This is a genomic window from Muricoccus roseus (assembly GCF_900141905.1).
Lineage (GTDB): Bacteria > Pseudomonadota > Alphaproteobacteria > Acetobacterales > Acetobacteraceae > Roseomonas > Roseomonas rosea.
Genome location: NZ_FQZF01000006.1, coordinates 140,130 through 156,999, shown reverse-complemented (window position 1 = coordinate 156,999; position 16,870 = coordinate 140,130). Strand labels below are relative to the sequence as shown.

At 71.0% G+C, this 16,870-nt stretch carries 15 protein-coding genes; 7 read left to right on the top strand and 8 right to left on the bottom strand.

Features of this window, described 5'->3' with window-relative positions; all coding sequences use genetic code 11:
- Nucleotides 1-3: 3 nt before the first annotated feature.
- The 3 genes from BUB97_RS06725 to BUB97_RS06715 form a co-directional block, all read right to left on the bottom strand.
- Nucleotides 4-1,044, bottom strand: coding sequence for an ABC transporter substrate-binding protein (locus BUB97_RS06725; protein WP_086061960.1), 1,041 nt, complete (start codon nt 1,042-1,044; stop codon nt 4-6).
- Between the two features lie 230 nt (nt 1,045-1,274).
- Nucleotides 1,275-4,397, bottom strand: a complete 3,123-nt coding sequence (locus tag BUB97_RS06720) for an efflux RND transporter permease subunit (protein ID WP_073132913.1) — start codon at nt 4,395-4,397, stop codon at nt 1,275-1,277.
- A gap of 15 nt (nt 4,398-4,412) precedes the next feature.
- Nucleotides 4,413-5,519 carry an efflux RND transporter periplasmic adaptor subunit gene (locus BUB97_RS06715; protein ID WP_073132911.1) on the bottom strand — a complete coding sequence of 369 codons (1,107 nt, stop codon included), beginning with the start codon at nt 5,517-5,519 and terminating at the stop codon, nt 4,413-4,415.
- Between the two features lie 151 nt (nt 5,520-5,670).
- On the opposite strand from BUB97_RS06715, the gene BUB97_RS06710 reads away from it, so the two are divergent.
- From BUB97_RS06710 to BUB97_RS06700, 3 genes are all read left to right on the top strand, one after another.
- Complete coding sequence (locus tag BUB97_RS06710; RefSeq protein WP_073132909.1) at nt 5,671-5,925, top strand: Lrp/AsnC ligand binding domain-containing protein; 255 nt, start codon at nt 5,671-5,673, stop codon at nt 5,923-5,925.
- Nucleotides 5,926-6,053: 128 nt separating this feature from the next.
- Nucleotides 6,054-6,317, top strand: coding sequence for a hypothetical protein (locus tag BUB97_RS06705; protein WP_073132907.1), 264 nt, complete (start codon nt 6,054-6,056; stop codon nt 6,315-6,317).
- Nucleotides 6,314-6,568: a hypothetical protein gene (locus BUB97_RS06700; protein ID WP_073132905.1), complete on the top strand. Its 255-nt coding sequence runs from the start codon at nt 6,314-6,316 to the stop codon at nt 6,566-6,568. The genes BUB97_RS06705 and BUB97_RS06700 overlap by 4 nt, the downstream gene beginning before the upstream one ends.
- A gap of 28 nt (nt 6,569-6,596) precedes the next feature.
- Here BUB97_RS06700 and BUB97_RS06695 read toward each other — a convergent pair whose 3' ends face one another.
- From BUB97_RS06695 to BUB97_RS06675, 5 genes are all read right to left on the bottom strand, one after another.
- Nucleotides 6,597-7,613 carry an alpha/beta hydrolase family protein gene (locus tag BUB97_RS06695; protein ID WP_245818212.1) on the bottom strand — a complete coding sequence of 339 codons (1,017 nt, stop codon included), beginning with the start codon at nt 7,611-7,613 and terminating at the stop codon, nt 6,597-6,599.
- On the bottom strand, nt 7,610-9,223 hold the full coding sequence (locus BUB97_RS06690; RefSeq protein WP_073132903.1) for an ABC transporter substrate-binding protein: 1,614 nt from the start codon (nt 9,221-9,223) through the stop codon (nt 7,610-7,612). Before BUB97_RS06690 ends, BUB97_RS06695 begins: the two co-directional genes overlap by 4 nt.
- Nucleotides 9,224-9,231: 8 nt before the next feature.
- Nucleotides 9,232-10,728, bottom strand: coding sequence for an amidase (locus BUB97_RS06685; protein ID WP_073132901.1), 1,497 nt, complete (start codon nt 10,726-10,728; stop codon nt 9,232-9,234).
- 43 nt (nt 10,729-10,771) lie between these two features.
- On the bottom strand, nt 10,772-12,382 hold the full coding sequence (locus BUB97_RS06680; RefSeq protein WP_073132899.1) for a gamma-glutamyltransferase family protein: 1,611 nt from the start codon (nt 12,380-12,382) through the stop codon (nt 10,772-10,774).
- Nucleotides 12,383-12,542: 160 nt separating this feature from the next.
- Entirely contained in the window at nt 12,543-14,426 is a 1,884-nt protein-coding gene (locus tag BUB97_RS06675; protein WP_086061959.1) for a bifunctional sugar phosphate isomerase/epimerase/4-hydroxyphenylpyruvate dioxygenase family protein, read from the bottom strand.
- Between the two features lie 114 nt (nt 14,427-14,540).
- Here BUB97_RS06675 and BUB97_RS06670 point away from each other — a divergent pair, with 114 nt between their 5' ends.
- The 4 genes from BUB97_RS06670 to BUB97_RS06655 all read left to right on the top strand — a co-directional run bounded on the left by BUB97_RS06670 (nt 14,541) and on the right by BUB97_RS06655 (nt 16,854).
- Nucleotides 14,541-14,888, top strand: coding sequence for a tRNA-binding protein (locus BUB97_RS06670; RefSeq protein ID WP_073132895.1), 348 nt, complete (start codon nt 14,541-14,543; stop codon nt 14,886-14,888).
- Nucleotides 14,889-14,931: 43 nt separating this feature from the next.
- The gene (gene gpt, locus BUB97_RS06665; RefSeq protein ID WP_073132893.1) at nt 14,932-15,438 is read left to right on the top strand and encodes a xanthine phosphoribosyltransferase; all 507 of its coding nucleotides are present in this window, start codon (nt 14,932-14,934) and stop codon (nt 15,436-15,438) included.
- Nucleotides 15,439-15,557: 119 nt separating this feature from the next.
- Complete coding sequence (locus BUB97_RS06660; RefSeq protein WP_245818211.1) at nt 15,558-16,007, top strand: DoxX family protein; 450 nt, start codon at nt 15,558-15,560, stop codon at nt 16,005-16,007.
- Between the two features lie 4 nt (nt 16,008-16,011).
- A complete protein-coding gene (locus tag BUB97_RS06655) occupies nt 16,012-16,854 on the top strand; it encodes a PhzF family phenazine biosynthesis protein (RefSeq protein ID WP_073132891.1) in 843 nt (280 codons plus the stop codon).
- Nucleotides 16,855-16,870 lie beyond the last annotated feature (16 nt).

Genomic DNA, 16,870 nt, shown 5'->3' with positions numbered 1-16,870 from the left:
CCCTCAGCCGGCCAGCGCCGGCAGCCGCCGGGCCTCGCGCGCGGGCAGGAAGTCCCGCCGGAAGACCTCGCTCGCGGCCGGGGTGCGGGAAAGGCCGTAGGTCTGCACCACCGTCGCCATCGCGCCTTCCAGCCGCCTGTCATCCAGGTCGCCCAGGCCGAGCGCCTCAGTCTCCGGCGTCGTCATCTGGGCGCGCAGCATGTAGAGCATGCGCCGCTTCTCGATGGCCGGGTCGGTCAACGGTTCCACCCGCTTCAGCTCGGCGATCCCGGCATCGGGATCGGCTGCGACGTCGCGGATAGCGCGGTTGATGGCGGCCACCAGCCCGCGCACCGCCTCGGGCCGGTTCCGCAGCAGGGCCTGGCTGACCAGCACGCCGTTCGAATACTGGTCCAGCCCCATGTCGCTGTAGAAGAACCAGCGGAAGTCCTTCTCCGGGTCACGGCCCATGCCGACGAAGTTCATGTAGCTGGTGCCCGAAAACTGGGCGATGGCATCCACCTGGCCCTGCACCAGCATCTGCTCCACGAGGTTCGGCTGAATGGCGGCCATCCGGACCTTCGCCGGGTCCACGCCGTTCCGCGCGGCCAGGGCGGGGAACATGCGCGCGGTGGCCGAGCCGGCGGGCGCGCCGAGTTGCCGGCCCTCCAAGTCCTTCAGGCTCCGCACGGGGCCATCGGCGCGGGCGATGATGGCGTAGGGCGCGCGGTTGTAGACGAGATAGACCATGACCGGCTGCTCGCCGGGGCGCTGCGCGGCGTTCTGGATCACGGCGTTGATGTCGCCGAAGCCGGCGTCATAGGCGCCGGACATCACCCGGGTGACGGCGGCCGCGGAGCCCTCGCCCTGGTCGATGGTGACGTCCAGCCCGGCTTCCCGGAAATAGCCGCGGGACTGGGCAAGGTAGTACCAGGCATGCGGTCCCTGGGCCTTCCAGTCCAGGATGAAGCGAAGGGGGGTCAGCCCTTGGGCCCGGGATGGCGGCGCCAGGAAGGGCGCGGCCAGAGCGGCGCCCAGGACCCCACGGCGAGTCGGCTTTCTCATCGCAGCACTCCAGAATCGCGCCGGGGCCTTGCCCGGGGCGCGTCGGAATGCCGCTTGGGGGTGCGGGCGGCGGGAACGATGCGGACTTGCGGCGGCCTTCCCCCGCCGGACGGGAGCGGACCGCGCGCAGGGCGGCCGCCCGTCTTCCGCAATCGGATCGGCCGGGCCTCAGGCCCGGCGCGGGTCGATCCGATGCAGCTTCCGTGCCGCCCTTCCCGGCTGCGGCGCGCCTATTCCGCCGGCGCCGGGTGGTGCGGCACCGCGCCGCGCGCCTCCAACTCCCGCAGCTTCGCCGCTACCGCCCCGACCGGCTTTGTGTAGGGCGCGAGCAGGAGATAGAGCGCCGGCACGGCATAGAGCGTGACGAAGGTCGAAAGGCTGATCCCGCCGACGATCACGATCCCCAGCGCCTGCCGGCTCTCGGCCCCGGCGCCGGTGGCGACGGCCAGCGGCACGGCGCCGAGCACGGTGGCGATGGAGGTCATCAGGATCGGCCGCAGCCGGACCACCGAGGCCTCCAGCACCGCGTCATGCACGTTGCGGCCTTCATCCCGGAGCTGGTTGGCGAATTCGACCACGAGGATGCCGTTCTTCGCCATCAGCCCGATCAGCATCACCATGCCGATCTGGCTGAAGATGTTCAGCGACTGCCCCGTGAGATGCAGGGCCAGCAGTCCGCCTGTCACTGCGAGCGGCGTCGAGAGCAGGATGACGAAGGGGTGGATGAAGCTCTCGAACTGTGCCGCGAGCACGAGGAACACCACCAGCAGGGCCATGGCGAAGGTGATCGCGAGGCTGCCCGAGGATTCCCGGAACTCCAGGCTCTGCCCGCGATAGGAAATGCGGGCATCCGGCGGCAGCACCTCCCGCGCCAGCGCGTCCAAGTAGTCCAGCGCCTCGCCCAGGGAATAGCCCGGAGCCGGGGTGGCGCTGATGGTGATGGCGCGCACCCGGTCCTCGCGCGAGAGGGACTGGGGCCGCGCCCGCTCGCCCAGGCTCACCACATTGGAGAGCGGGATGAGCCCGCCGCCCATGGTGCGGACGAAGATATTCTGCAGGTCGTAGGGCGTGCCGCGGTCGCCGTCCCGGGCCTGGAGGAGGATCTTGTACTCCTCGCCCCCTTCCACATAGGTGCCGACCTCGCGGGAGCCGAGCATCGTCTCGATGGTTCGGCCGACCGCCTGGATGGAGACGCCGAGATCGGCCGCCTTGCGCCGGTCGATCGAGACCCGCAGCTCCGGCTTCGTCTCCTTGAAGTTGTTGTCGAGGTTCAGGAGGTTGCGGTTCTGCGAGGCGCGCTCGAGGAAGCGATCCCGCCACTGCACCAGCGTGTCGTAATCCGGCCCGCCGATGACGAACTGCACGGCCGGCTGGATGCCGCGCTGGCCGAGGCTGGGCGGGTTGAGCGGGAAGATGCGCGCGCCGGGAATGCCGCCGAGGCGCGGCGTCAGCTCCTGCACGATTTCCTGCTGCTTGCGCTGGCGGCTCTCCCAGGCATTCAGGCGGATGAACATGGTGGCCTGATTGCCCTGGGCGGGCCGCTGGAAGCCGCCCACGGTGGCGAAGACCACCATGGCCTCGCCGTTGCGCAGATATTCGTCGGTGATCCGCTCCACCCGCTGCACCTGCTCCACCGTATAGGGGAAGGAGGCACCCTCGGGCGCAGTGACGGGAATGAGGATGCTCGCCCGGTCCTCGACCGGGGTGAACTCCTTCGGCAGCGCCTGGAACAGGGCGACCGCGACCGCGCAGAGCAGCCCCACCCCCGCCAGCACCAGCAGCGGCACCTTCAACGCGTGCCGGAGCGACCAGCGCAGCCCGCCGTTCAGGCCAAGGAAGAAGGGCTCCGTGACCCGGATCAGCCAGGTCTCGCCCTGGTGCTCCTTCAGCAGCTTGGAGCACATCATCGGCGTCAGGGTCAGGGCGATCAGCCCGGAGAAGAGGACCGAGGCCGCCAGGGCGAAGCCGAATTCGCTGAACAACCGGCCCGTATTGCCGCCCATGAAGGAGAGCGGCAGGAAGACCGCGACAAGCACCAGCGTGGTGGCGATCACCGCAAAGGCGATCTCGCGTGAGCCGCGAATGGAGGCGAGCAGCACCGGCTCGCCCTCCTCGATCCGGCGATGGATGTTCTCCAGCACCACGATAGCATCGTCCACCACGAGGCCGATTGCGAGCACCAGCCCCAGCAGGGTCAGCACGTTCAGCGAGAAGCCCATGGCGGACATGGCGATGAAGGAAGCGATGATCGAGACCGGGATCGCGACCGCCGGGATGATCGTCGCCCGGAAGGAACGGAGGAAAAGGAAGATGACGATCACAACGAGCACGAGGGCAACGATCAGCGCGTGCTCCACCTCGTAGATCGACTGGGCGATGAAGATGCTCTCGTCGTAGCCGATCTGGGTCTCGATGCCCTCCGGCAGGGTGGCGCGGATCCGCTCCACCTCCGCCTTCACCCCATCGGCGACCGAAAGCGTGTTGGCCGTGGACTGACGCTGGATGCCCAGCCCGACCCCGGCCACTCCGTTGATCCGGTATTCGCCCCGGGTCGTCTCGGGTGCCACCTCCACCCGGGCCACGTCGCCGAGCAGCACCTGGGCGTTGCCGCCGCGGGTCAGCACCACCTCGCGGAACTGCTCCGGGCGGGACATGCGGGTATCGGTGCGGACCGTCAGCTCGCGTTGGCTACTCTCGATGCGGCCTCCGGGCAGCTCCAGGTTCTCGCGCTGAATCGCATCCTCGACGTCCTGCACGGTCAGGCCGCGCGCCGCCATGGCCTGGCGGTCCAGCCAGATGCGCATGGCGTATTTCCGCTCGCCCTGGATCAGCACATCGGCCACGCCATCCACGATGGCGAGCCGGTCTTTGAACCGGCGGGAGGCGATCTCCGTCAGCTCCATCCCGTTGTAGAGATTGGAGGTGAGTGCGATCCACAGGATGGGCCGGCTGTCGCCATCCACCTTCGCCACGATGGGCGTGTCGGCCTGCTCCGGCAGGCGCGCCAGGGCGCGCGCCACGCGGTCGCGCACATCATTGGCTGCCGCATCGACATTGCGGGTCAGCCGGAACTCCAGCGTGACCACGCTGCGCTCGTCGCGCGAGAAGGAGGAGAGCGTCTTGATGCCTTCGATGCCCGCGACCGCGGACTCGATCAGCTCCGTGATCTGCGTGTCCACCACGGCGGCCGAGGCGCCGGTATAGGTCGTGGTGACGGAGACGATGGGCGGGTCGATCGCCGGATATTCCCGGATGGGCAGCCGGAACAGGGCCGCCAGCCCCATCACCATCAGCAGCAGGCTGATGACGGTGGCGAAGACCGGCCGCTTGATCGAGACGTCGCTCAGGACCACGGCGCCCCTCCCCCCTCAGCTCGTCGGACGCGTGATGGTCTCGGTGATCCGTATCGGCGCGTTGTTCCGCAGCCGCTGGATGCCTCGGACCACCACCTGGTCCCCGGCGGCCAGGCCGCGCAGCACCTCCACCTCGCCCGAAAGGCGCTGCCCGAGCGTCACCTCCACCCGGTGCGCCCGGTTGTCCCGCACGACGAAGACGAAGGCACGCTCCCCCACCGGATCCAGCGACTCCTCAGGAACCATCAGCGCGTCGTTCCGGGTCCTGAGGTCCAGCTCGATGGTCAGGAACAGGCCGGGCCGCAAGGCCTCGTCCGGGTTGTCGAATTCGCTGATCAGCCGGACCGTCCGGGTGGCCGGGTCGATGCGAGTGTCGGCGACGGTCACGGTGCCCTCGAAGCGGCGTTCGCCATAGGCGCTGCTGCGGGCTTTCACGATGCTGCCCGGCTTCACGCGGGCCACGTGAATCTCGGGAACGGAGAACTCCACCCGCACCCGGGAGATGTCGTCGAGCGTCGTCACCGGCGTGCCTGGCTGCAGCAGCGCCCCGGCACTCACCGAGCGCAGTCCGACCCGCCCCGCGAAGGGAGCCGTCACCCGTGCCTCGTCGAGGCGCGCCTGAACCTGGCGCACGCGTCCCTCGGCGCCGCGGGAGGCGGCCTGAAGCGTATCCACCCGCTGTTCCGCCACCACCCCCGCGGTCAGGCGCTGCACGCGCTGAAGCTGGCTGCGCGCGTCGTCGAGCTGCGCCCGGGCCTGGTCCAGCTCGGCGCGCAGGGCGGCGTCATCCATCAACACCAGCACGTCCCCGGCGGCGACACGCTGGCCTTCCTGGAAGCGGATGGCGGTGACGATACCGGAATTCTTCGCGGCGATCGTCACCGCTTCCCGCGCGCGGACCGTCCCGACGCTCTCCGCCCTCTCGATCACCACCCCGGTGCGGACCGGGGCAACCGCGACGTTCACCGGGGCCGCGGCTCCGGTGGTGGCGGTGGCCGCCCGCCTTTCCAGGCCAAGCAGGGCCAGCGGCCTCGGCAGGCCCGCCTGCTCTCCATAGAAGTGCCAGGCCGCTCCGCCGCCCAGGAGGACGGCCAGAACGACGAGCTGCGTGCGCTTTCGCATTCAACCGTCCGATAGATTGCTCCCATTCTCGCGAGGGGAGCGGTGGCGCGCAACATGGAATCCAAGCGGATACGCGCAGTAACCTTCGGCCCGGGCTTGGAACCCTGCCGCCATCGCGCCATCCTGCGGCCCTGGCCGCAGCGGGTGGAGCATGAAAGCGATCTTCGTGATGATCAAATGCGAAATGGGGGCCGCCTACCGCGTCGCGCGGGAGATGGCGGACAGCATCCCCGAATTGTCCGAGATGCATTCGACGAGCGGGCAGTATGACCTGCTGGGCAAGTTCTACCTGGAGCCGGACCAGGATATCGGCCTTTTCGTGGTGGAACGGGTGCAGGGCGTGCCGGGCGTGAAGGACACCTATACGCTCCAGACCTTCAACGCCTTCTCCGGCCAGCGCGGCTGACCTCGCCCGGCGGGGCGTTCCGGCGCCCCGCCATGAAAAGACCTTCATCCCGCCTCCGCCCGCCACGGAGCCGCCCCGCGCGCGCCACGGGGGCCGCCCATCCTTGCTGGCATCGGAGGTCCCACCAGATGAAGGTCCGCCTTTTCCCCGCCCTCGCCCTCGGAGCCGCCCTGGCCACGGCCGGTTGCCAGAATCCGGATGGCTCCACGGACTGGGGCAGCACCCTCGCCCTCGGCGCCGGTGTGGGGCTCGCCGCCGGCCTGGTCGCCGCCGCGGCCAGCGACAACGGCCCGCGCTACCGGCAACCGCCGCGCCGGCATCAAGGTTCCTATGGATATGGCCGCCCCTATGCCCAGGGTTATGGCCATGGCTATGGAAGAGGCTGGCGATGAAAACCCGTTTTACGGTGCTCGCTCTCGCCGGGCTCGCCCTGGGCGGATGCTACGGCCCCTACGGCGAGCCGAACGTGGCGGGAAGCGCCCTGGTCGGCGCAGGGATCGGTGCCGCTGCCGGGGCGGCGATCGCCTCGGGGCCTGGCTATTACAGGCCCTACTACGCCCCGCCGCCCCGGGTCTATTACGCGCCCGCGCCGCGCTACTACGGCTACTACCCCGGTTACCGGCACGGATGGCGCCACTGGTAAGGGCGCCATCCGCCGGGCCGGTAGGCCCCTAGAGAGCCCCCTGCCCCTTCCGGCCCCATTCCGCCAGCGTGGCATCCGACGGCATCATGCCCTCGAACCATAGGCTCGCCGCAACACGGGACATCGCGGCTCCGTCATGCCCAATATGCGGCACAGTCACCCGCTTCCAGCCGAAGGGCAGACCGCGGCGCGCTGCCTCGGCCTTGCCAGCCTCGAAATAGTACAGCGCCCGCGCGAAGCGGTGCGGCCCCTGGGCCAGCGCCTCGGGCTGAGAGGGCAGGCTCGGGCCGCTGGTCTCCACATCCTCCTCGCCGGAGAGGATGGTCATCGGGAAGGCCAGCAGCCGGGCTAGTTCGGCTTCGGTCACCCCGATCCCGCCCAGGCCCGCCGGGAAGGGCCGGTCGAGGTCCGGCAGGCTGAACCAGCCGGGATTGCCGACCATCGCCGCCTCGAACATTTCTGAGGGTTCGGTGGAGAGCTGGCGGTGGAGGAATTGTCCGCCGGCCGAGTGCCCGAAGATCAGCGCCCTGGGGCGCGTGGAGAGACCCGCCGCGCGCAGCGCCGCAAGCACCCGGGCCGGAATCCGGTAGCCGCGCCACTCCGCGGGACGAAGCGACCCGTCGCCGCCAAGGACGGAGCCGTTGTTGTAGGTTTCCGGCGTCGGGAAGAGATGCGCCGGAAAGGTCGGCGCCACGATGAGAAGATTGTGGCGCTCGGCAGCCTCCACCCAGAAGTCGCGATACTCGTCCCCGTTCCGGCCCATGCCGTGCAGAACCAGCACCACCTGCCCCTCCGGGCGCCAGCCCTGGGGGCGGTAGGCGTGCAGGGTCACGGGCCGGCTCGGGTCGCCGGCCGGGTCATCGAAGATGATGGCGGCACGGCCCGGCCTGGAGAGGGCCTCGGCCAGTTGGGGCGCGAAGGGCATAGTGGGATCCGGTCTGATGAGTTCCGGCGCGGCATGGCGCGGCCGGATCGCCGCCCCCGCCGCCCCGGGCAGGAAGGCGCCGAGGGCCAGCAGCCGCCGGCGCCGGCGCCGGAAGATCATTCGGGCAGCACTTCGGCGGCCAGCGTCGTCTGGTCCACCCGGCCAGGATAGCGGAAGCCGCGGCGGCTCGCCCAGGTCGCGCTTTCAAAATGGATCGGCACCACAGGCATCTCCTGAAGCGCCCGGCTCCCGGACTCCCGAAGCAGACCGGCCCTGGCCTCCGGATCCATGGTGGCGATGGCCCGGTTCAGCGTCCCGTCGAAGGCCGGGTCGGACCAGCCGCCGTAATTGCTGCTGCCGCGCCCGCGCGAGGCATCGGTCGTCATGAGCCAGGGCTGCTGGAACAGGAGGGTCTCCGCCGCGTCGGCCGACCAGCCCCCCATGGCGATGGAGAACTCCCGCCGGGCGCGACGGGTGAAGAAGGTGGCGCTGGGCATGGTGTCCAGCTCCGCCTTCACGCCGATCCGCTGCCAGTACTGGACGATGGCCTGCGCCAGCCGCGCGTCATTCACATAGCGGTTGTTGGTGGCGTGGAAGGTGAGCGCGAAGCCCTGGGGGTAGCCGGCTTCCGCCAGCAGCGCCCGCGCGCGGCCCGGGTCATAGGGGAGAACCGGCAGGCCCGGGATGGTGCCGGCCATGCCCTCCGGCAGGAACTGCGCCGCCGGAAGGGCTACGCCGTCCATCACCCGCTCGGCCAGCGCCTTGCGGTCGATGGCCAGGGAGAGCGCCTGGCGCACGCGCGCGTCCTGCAGGGGGTTCCGGCCGCTCCCGCCCTGCACGAAGGGGCTCGGGCTGCGCGCCGTGTCGAATTGCAGGAAGATCAGCCGCGTGGTCGGCGAGGCGGAGACATGCACCGCCGCATTGCTCCGCAGCCGCGCGAGGTCGGCGGTGTTGGGGGCCTCGATCAGATCGTGGTCTCCCGCCAGCAGCCCGGCGAGGCGCGGGGCAGCCGCCGTCACCGGGGTCAGGCGGACCGTGGCCCAATGCGGCCTCGGGCCCCAATAACCGTCGAACCGCGCCAGCTCGATCGCGCCGCCGCGCGTGTAGGAGACGAAGCGGTACGGCCCCGTCCCCACCGAGGCGCGGCCCTCGTTGAAGTCCTGCGCGGTGGGCCAGCTGCCCGTCACGCCGCATTGCTGGTTCGCCTGGAAGTCGAGCGTCCCGGCGGGGACCAGCCGGCGCGGGATGATGGCGATGTTGGAGAGATCGCTCGGGAGCAGCGGCGCCGGCTCCCGGGTGACGATCCGCACCGTCATCGCGTCCGGCGTTTCCACCTTCGCGAAGCCGCGGACATAGCGGGAGAAGGACTGGGTGACCTCGCCGTCATTGTTCCGCGTGCGGCAGAAGCTGGCGACCACGTCCTCGGCCGTGAAGGCGCTGCCGTCATGGAAGGTGACGCCGGGGCGGAGATGGAAAAGCCAGCTCGTATCGCTCTCCCGCTCCCAGCGCGCGGCGAGGCCGGGCGTGGCGGAAAGATCGGGCGCCGTTTCCGTGAGGGCGTTGAAGAGGTGGCCGCGAAGCGTGGTGTTGGGCGTCAGCCCGTATTGGTGCGGGTCGGCGGAGGTGGTCTCCCCCGCCATGGCGATCCGCAGCCCCTGGGCGGCCAGCGGCGCCGCCGCGCCGGCCCAGGCGGCCGAGGCAGCGAACAGGGCGAGGGCGAGACGGCGCATGGCGAACCTCAGTCGAAGCCCAGGAAGCCGGGCATGGAGGAGATTGGCGGCGCCTTGGCCAGGGCCGCGATATCCGGGACAGGGCGGGTGAGCAGCGCGTCGCCCGCCACGGCTGCCTCGATCGAGGCAGCGGCGCGGAGCACCAGCGCGTCGCCGCCGCGCGGTCCGACGATCTGCAGGCCGAAGGGCATGCCCTTGGCGTCCCTCCCCATGGGGATGGAGATGGCGGGGTGCCCCGTGAGCGTCACGATGTAGGCCATGGCCAGCCAGTGGAAATAGGTGCGGGTCTTCTGCCCGTCGATCTCGGACGGGAAGAGCTCCGACCACGGGCGCGGGGAGACCGTGATGGCCGGGGCGATGATGAGATCCGTGCCGGCGGCGAAGAAGGCCTGCCAGCGATGGTACATCTGGGTCTGCAGCACGCTGGCGCGCGCGACATCGGCCGCGGAGTAGCCGAGGCCCTCCGCCACATTGGCCCGCACGTTCGGGCCGACCATCTCCGGCGTCTTCGCCACCTTCTCCGCATGGGCGGCGACGAAGTTCAGGGCCCGCAGCACCTCGAAGGCCTCGTTCGCGCCTGTGCAGTCCGGCGTCGCCTCGTCGATGCCGGCAAACAGCGGCTCGAGCTCCGCGACGCGGGCGCGGAAGGCCTCCCGCACCGTCCTCTCGACCAGGGCGAGTCCGAAATCCTCGGTGGCCGCGATCCGGAGGGAGGAGAGGTCCATCGGCGCGAGCGGGGTGTAGCGCTCGGGCTTCGCCCGCACCGCCTCGCCCGGCAGGGTATAGGCCAGCGGGTCGCGCGCATCGTCGCCCACCATGGCCGCGAGCAGCAGCGCCGCATCCGGCGTGTTGTTCGCCATCGGGCCGAGGACCGAGAGGTTCTGCCAGCCGAGCAGCTTGCGCTCCGTGGTCACGAGGCCCGGGCTCGGGCGATAGCCGACGATGCCGTTGAAGGCGGCCGGGTTGCGCAGCGACCCACCGGTGTCGGAGCCCGAGCAGATGGCGAACATGCCGGCCGCCAGCGCCGCGCCCGAGCCGCCCGAGGAACCCGCCGCCGACTTTGTGGGGTCATGCGGGTTGCCCGTCGCGCCATAGACGGCGTTGCGCGTGTTCGCGCCCGCGCCGAATTCCGGCGTGTTGGTCTTGGCCGCAATGATCGCGCCCGCCGCGCGGATGCGCGCGACGGAGCTGAGATCGGCCTTGGGCACGTTGTCCTTGAAGAGAGGGCTGCCGAAGGTGGTGACCAGCCCCTCCGTCTCCTCCAGGTCCTTGATGCCGATCGGCAGGCCATGGAGCAGCCCCAGCTTCTCGCCCCGCATCACCGCGTCCTCGGCTCGGCGCGCCGCGTCGCGGGCGCGCTCGTCAATCGCGACGACCGCGTTGATGGCCGGATTCACCGCCTCGATCCGCGCCAGGCAGGAATCGAGCAGCTCCACGGGGGAGAGCTTCTTCGCGCCGATCAGGCGGCGCGCCTCGAGGGCGGGGAGGTCGCAGGGTTCGGTCATCAACGGGTTCCTGTCAGTCCACGATCGGGCAGAGCGGCGGGCCTCAGTAGCCCATCGCGCAGCCATCCTTGCGGGGGTCGGAGCCGCCGACGAGGATGCCCCGCTCGCGGTCGATCAGGATGGCCTGGCCGCCGCCATGGGGCTTCTTGATCAGCTTCGGCTGGTGGCCGAGGGCCGCGAGCTGCGCCTTCACCTCGGGCGGCAGGCCGTTCTCGATCTCCACGTCCCGGTGGCTGGCGCCGACGCTCGGGAAGACGCGGGTCAGGTCCAGCGCCTCCTGCACGTCCAGGCCGAACTGGAAGTGGTTGGTCAGGAACCAGGTCTGGCCCATGGGCTGGAAGTGCCCGCCCATCACGCCATAGGGCATGATCGCCTTGCCGTCCTTCATCACCATGCCGGGGATGATGGTGTGCATCGGGCGCTTGCGCGGGGCGATGCAGTTCGGGTGCCCTTCCTGCAGGCGGAAGCCGAAGCCACGGTTCTGCATCATCACGCCGCAACCCTCGGCCAGGATGCCGGAGCCGAAGCCCTCGAAGAGCGAGTTGATGAAGGAGCAGGCATTGCCGTCGCGGTCCACGACGGTGAGGTAGACCGTGTCCTTGTGCTTCTGCCAGTCCACGTCGCCGGCCGGCGGCAGGTCTACCATCGCCTGGTCGTCCCGGATCATGCCGCGGAGCTTGGCGAGGTAGTCATCGGAAAGCAGCTTGGCGACCGGCACCTCGACCTGGGAGGGATCGGCGAGGAAGGCGTCGCGGTCCCGATAGGCCAGCCGCGCGGCCTCGAGATGGCGGTGCATGCGCGTGGCGTCCAGCGGGCCGGCGGGCTCGGGGAAGCCCTCCAGCATGCCGAGCAGCATCAGCACGAGCAGGCCCGAGCCGTTGGGCGGGCACTGGAACACCTCCATGCCCCGCCACTTGCGCGAGATCGGGTCCACGAAGTCGGCGACGTTCTGCCCGGCCGCGAAATCCTCCTCGGTGTGCAGGCCGCCAGCCGCGCGAAGGGCCGCCACCATGTCCGCCGCGATCGGGCCCGTATAGAAGGCGCGCGCCCCGTCCTTGCCGATGGCACGCAGCGTCTTGCCCAGCTCCGGCTGGGTGAAGCGGTCCCCGAAGGCATAGGGCTTGCCGTCCTTCAGGAAGCGGCGCGCCGTCTGCGGCTGCAGGGAGAGCTTGCCGACGCTGTCCTCCCAATCCGCCGAGACGCGGGAGGAGACCGCGAAGCCCTCCTCGGCATAGCGGATGGCGGGCTGGAGGATCTCGTCGAGGCCGAGCTTGCCATGCGCCTTGTTCAGCGCCTCCCAGGCGGAGATCGCGCCGGGGACGGTGACGGAATGGGCCGAGGTGTTGACCATCGCGGTCAGCCCCGCGGCGCGCAGCGCCTCCGGGGTCGCGGCGGCCGGCGCACGGCCCGATCCGTTGATCGCCACCACCCCGCCCGAGGCCGGGGCGTAGAGGCAGAAGCAGTCGCCGCCGATGCCGGTGGATTGCGGCTCCACCACCGCCAGCACGGCCGCCGCCGCGATCGCGCCGTCCAGCGCGTTGCCGCCGGCACGCATGATGTCCAGCGCGGCCAGGGTAGCGACGGGCATGGAGGTGGCCGCCATCGCGTTGAGCGCCATGGCCGGGCTGCGCCCGGGAAGATGCAGGTCGCGCATGTGAAGTCCGTTCTCCCCAGGGGTCGGTGGCCTCGCCCGCCGGGCGCGGCACGGGCCCGTTATGTGGCCCGCCCCCCGAATACGCCGCGACTCCCCGCGGCGAAAGCCCGGGGTGAGCCGGAATCCGAGGCTCCGGGCGGGCGGGCGGCGGGCGCGAGCCCTAGCGCGCCGGGCTCCAGGGCCGCGAGCGGGCCTGGGCCGCCATCCGCACGCCGGCATTCGCGGCGCCGTATTCGGCATAGCCGCCGCGCCGCTCCACCACCTCGAAGAAGAAGCGGTCCTCGAAGGAGAGGGTGAAGGCGTGCAGGAACTCGCCGCCCCCGCTGTCCCGGTCATAGAGGAGATGGCCGCGCTCCAGCTCCGCCAGGGCGGCATCTTCCAGCCCGAAGCGGGCGGCCAGGTCCTCGTAATAATTATCGGGGATGGTGAGCATGGGCGCGGCGCGCCCCGCCACGAAGCTGGCGATATCCGGGGTGGAGAAGGCGATGTGGTGCACCCCCGCGCCCGCCATGGCCGAGACGAAGCGCCCCGTCGCGGTCTGGCGGCCCTCCGAGACGTTCAGCGGCATCCGCACCCGCCCGGCCGGGTCGGCCATGGCGCGGCTGCGGACCAGGCCCTGCGGGTCCGGCAGGTCCATCGGCGGGTTGGGCTCCAGGCCGAAGACGCTGCGGTGGAACAGCACGAAGCCGTCCATCTGCCCGCCGGTGAGGGCGTGGGCGACATGGTCCACGCGCTCCAGCGCCGCCGGGGCCTCCGCCGCACCGGGCAGCAGGTGGAAGTCGCTTTCCCAGATACTCCGGCCCTGGTCCCCGCGCTCCACGAGATAGATCAGCGTCCCGTCCGGCGCCCGGACGGCCGGGATCGGTCGCTCCCCCTCCCCCAGCCGCTCGCGCCAGCTGGAGCAGAGCAGCGCCTCGGCGCGGGCCAGGGCACGGGTCGCGTCGTCCACGCGCAGGGCGGTCGCGCATACCGAGGCGCCATGCAGCTCGAAATGCCCGGCAGCCGCGCTGTCCGGCTCGGCATTGAGGACGAGGTTCACCCCGCCCTGCCGCCACAGCTCCACCGCCTTGGAGCGGTGCTGCCCGGCCTTGCGGAAGCCCAGGGTCGCCAGGAAATCCGACAGGTCCCGCCCGCGCGCCTCGTCCACCGCGAATTCAAGGAACTCCACCCCGTCCAGCACCGGCGCGGGCGGCAGCGGCGCCGCCGGGATCGAGGGGCCGGCGAGCACGGAATCCAGCCAGATGAGCGAGCGATGCCCGTCCCGCGCGATCCGGCGGGCCGGGGCGGCGCGGAACTCGTCGTTGAACACCTCGAGCGAGAGCGGGCCGCGGTAGCCGGCCGCCAGCACCTCCCGCGTGAAGCCGGCCAGGTCCAGCTCGCCCTGGCCGGGAAAGTTCCGGTAGTGGCGGGACCAGCTCAGCACGTCCATCGACAGGCGCGGCCCGTCCGCCAGCTGGACGAAGGCGATCTTCTCCCCCGGCACCATCCCCGCCAGCCCGTCCAGTGTGTCCCCCAGGGCAAGGGTGTGGAAGCTGTCGAGGATGAGGCCGAGTGCCGGATGGTCAGCTTGGCGCACGATATCCCAGGCCTGCCGCCATCGGTTCACATGCCGGCCCCAGGAAAGCGCCTCGTAGCCCACGCGCAGGCCGCGGGCGGCGGCGCGCTCGGCCATTTCCCGCAGGTCCGCCGCGGCCCGGGCGGTGTCGTCCATGGCCGACGGCTGCACGTTGCTGCAGACGAGGACGAGGTCGGTCCCCAGCGCCTGCATCACGTCGAACTTGCGCTCCGCCCGGTCCATGTTCCGGCGGCGCTGCGGCTCGGGCATGGCCTCGAAGTCGCGGAAGGGTTGAAAGATGGTGATGCCGATGCCGAGATCCGCCGCCATGGCGCGGATGCCCTCGGGCGGGCCGTCATGGGTGAGCAGGTCCTGCTCGAAGATCTCCACCCCCTGGAAGCCGGCATTCGCCGCCGCCTCCAGCTTGTCGGGCAGGCTGCCCGAGAGGCACACGGTCGCGATGGACTTGGGAAGCGGGGCTTCGGGCATGCTGGGCCTGGACATCGGACCGAGGCTACCGCGCCCGGCCCGGCGCGGCCACAGGCTGGCCCTGGCGGACCGTGGCATCTTTCCGGCGCCCCCGCCTTCCGCTATCGCGCCCTGATGAACGCCGCGACCCCCGCCACCATCGCCGAATTCGACCGGATCGATATCCGCGTGGGCACGGTCATCGCCGCCGAGCCCTTTCCGGAGGCGCGGAAGCCGGCCTTCAAGCTGACCATCGATTTCGGGGAAGAGATCGGCATCCGCCGCTCCTCCGCCCAGATCACCGTGCACTACACCTCCGAGACCCTGGTCGGGCGGCAGGTGATGGGGGTGGTGAACTTCGCCCCGCGCCGGATCGCGGGCTTCCCCAGCGAGGTGCTCGTGCTCGGCGTGCCCGACGAGACCGGCGCGGTGGTCCTGCTCCGCCCGGACCAGCCGGTGCCGAACGGCGCCCGGATGTTCTGACCCGGCCCCTCCAGACCCGGCCTATCGAGACAAGGACTGCCCCATGGCCCCGCGCTACTACACCGTTACCTGGGACCAGCTGCACCGTGACGCGAAGGCTCTCGCCTGGCGCCTGGTCGGCAAGGGCCCGGTGAATGGCGGCTTCAAGGGCATCGTCGCCATCACCCGTGGCGGGCTGATCCCGGCCGCGATCGTCGCGCGCGAGCTGGATTGCCGCCTCATCGAGAGCGTCTCCGTCATCACCTATGGCCAGGACGGAGAGGAGCAGAACAAGGGACAGCCCATGGTGGCCAAGCCGCCGACCGCCGCCGGGGACGGCACGGGCTGGCTCGTGTTGGACGACCTGGTGGACACCGGCACCACGGCCAAGGTGGTCCGCGCCATGCTGCCCGGCGCGCATTTCGCCACCATCTACGCCAAGCCTGCCGGCCGGCCGCTGGTGGACAGCTTTATCACGGAGGTGAGCCAGGACACCTGGATCCTCTTCCCCTGGGACACCGAGCCCCAGTTCGTCGCACCCATCGCGCGTACCGCGGCCGGGGGCGGCTGAGAGCGTTCCGCGGCGGGATACGTCCCGCTGGCACAACCGTTCCGCGCGCCGCATGGTGCGGCCTTCACACCGAACGCCCCTGGCCTTGGGCCGGGGGCCATCCCTGGGGAGAAGGCCGCATGAGCGCCACGTCCATGAACGCCCGGGCCGCGGACGCCACACCGCGCCCCATCGCCGCCCTCCTGGACAGCCCGGTCTTCGGTGTCCTGACGCGCGTGGTCCTCACCTTCCCCTTCTGGGCCAGCGGCCTGGCGAAGCTGCTGGATTTCCGCGGCGCCCAGGCAGAGATGGCCATGTTCGGCCTGCATCCGCCGACCGCTTTCGCGGTGGCCGTCATCATCACCCAGCTGGTCGGGGCGGCGCTGGTGATTCATGGGCGCCATGCCTGGCTCGGCGCCGGGATCATGGCCGTCTTCACCCTGCTGACGATCCCGCTCGTCCATTCCTTCTGGGCCAAGTCCGGGCCCGAGGCGATCGCCAGCATGCACGTGGCGGTGGAGCATATCGGCATGTGCGGCGGCTTCGCCCTTGCCGCCATCCAGGCACGCTGGGCCCGTCTCCGGCGCTGAACGCGTGCGGGTCCAGCGCATCGCGGCCTTTTCCGACGGCGGGCGGGGCGGCAATCCGGCCGGGGTGGTGATCGCCCCCGCCCTGCCGCCGGCTGCCGCCATGCAGGCGCTCGCGGCGGAGGTCGGCTATTCTGAGACCGCCTTCGCCGCGCCGGAGGGTGAGGCCTGGCGCGTGCGCTACTTCGCGCCCCGGATGGAGGTGCCCTTCTGCGGCCATGCCACCATCGCGCTCGGTGCCGCCCTTGCGCTCCGTCAGGGCAGCGGACGCCACCACCTGCGGATCCCGGCCGGGGCGATCACCGTCGAGGGATGGTGCGAGGGGGACAGACTGAGCGCAGCCCTCCAATCCCCGCAAACCCGCAGCGCGCCCGCCGGAGCCGGGCTGGTGGCCGATGCCCTGGCGCTGTTCGGGCTGACGCCCGGGGCTCTCGACCCGTGTCTCCCCCCTGCCCTGGCCGAGGCCGGTGCGCGGCATCTTGTTCTCGCCCTTCGTGAGCGCGGGCCGCTGGCGGCGATGAGGTATGAGCTGGAGGCTGGCCGAGCCCTCATGGAGGCGGCGGGGTTGGTGACCATCGCCCTGATCCATGCCGAGTCGCCGCGCCTCTTCCATGTCCGCAACGCTTTCGCGGCCGGCGGCGTGGCCGAGGACCCGGCGACCGGGGCCGCCGCCGCGGCGCTCGGCGGCTACCTCCGCGACCTGGGCTGGCCGCATGGCGGTGGGATCGACATCCGGCAGGGCGACGACATGGGCGTCCCCTGCCGCCTCAAGGTCGCGATCACCGGGAAGCCGGGGGAGTCGATCCGCGTGTCCGGCACGGCCCGGCTCATCGCCCCCGACGAGGGCTGAGCCGCGCCGCCGGGCC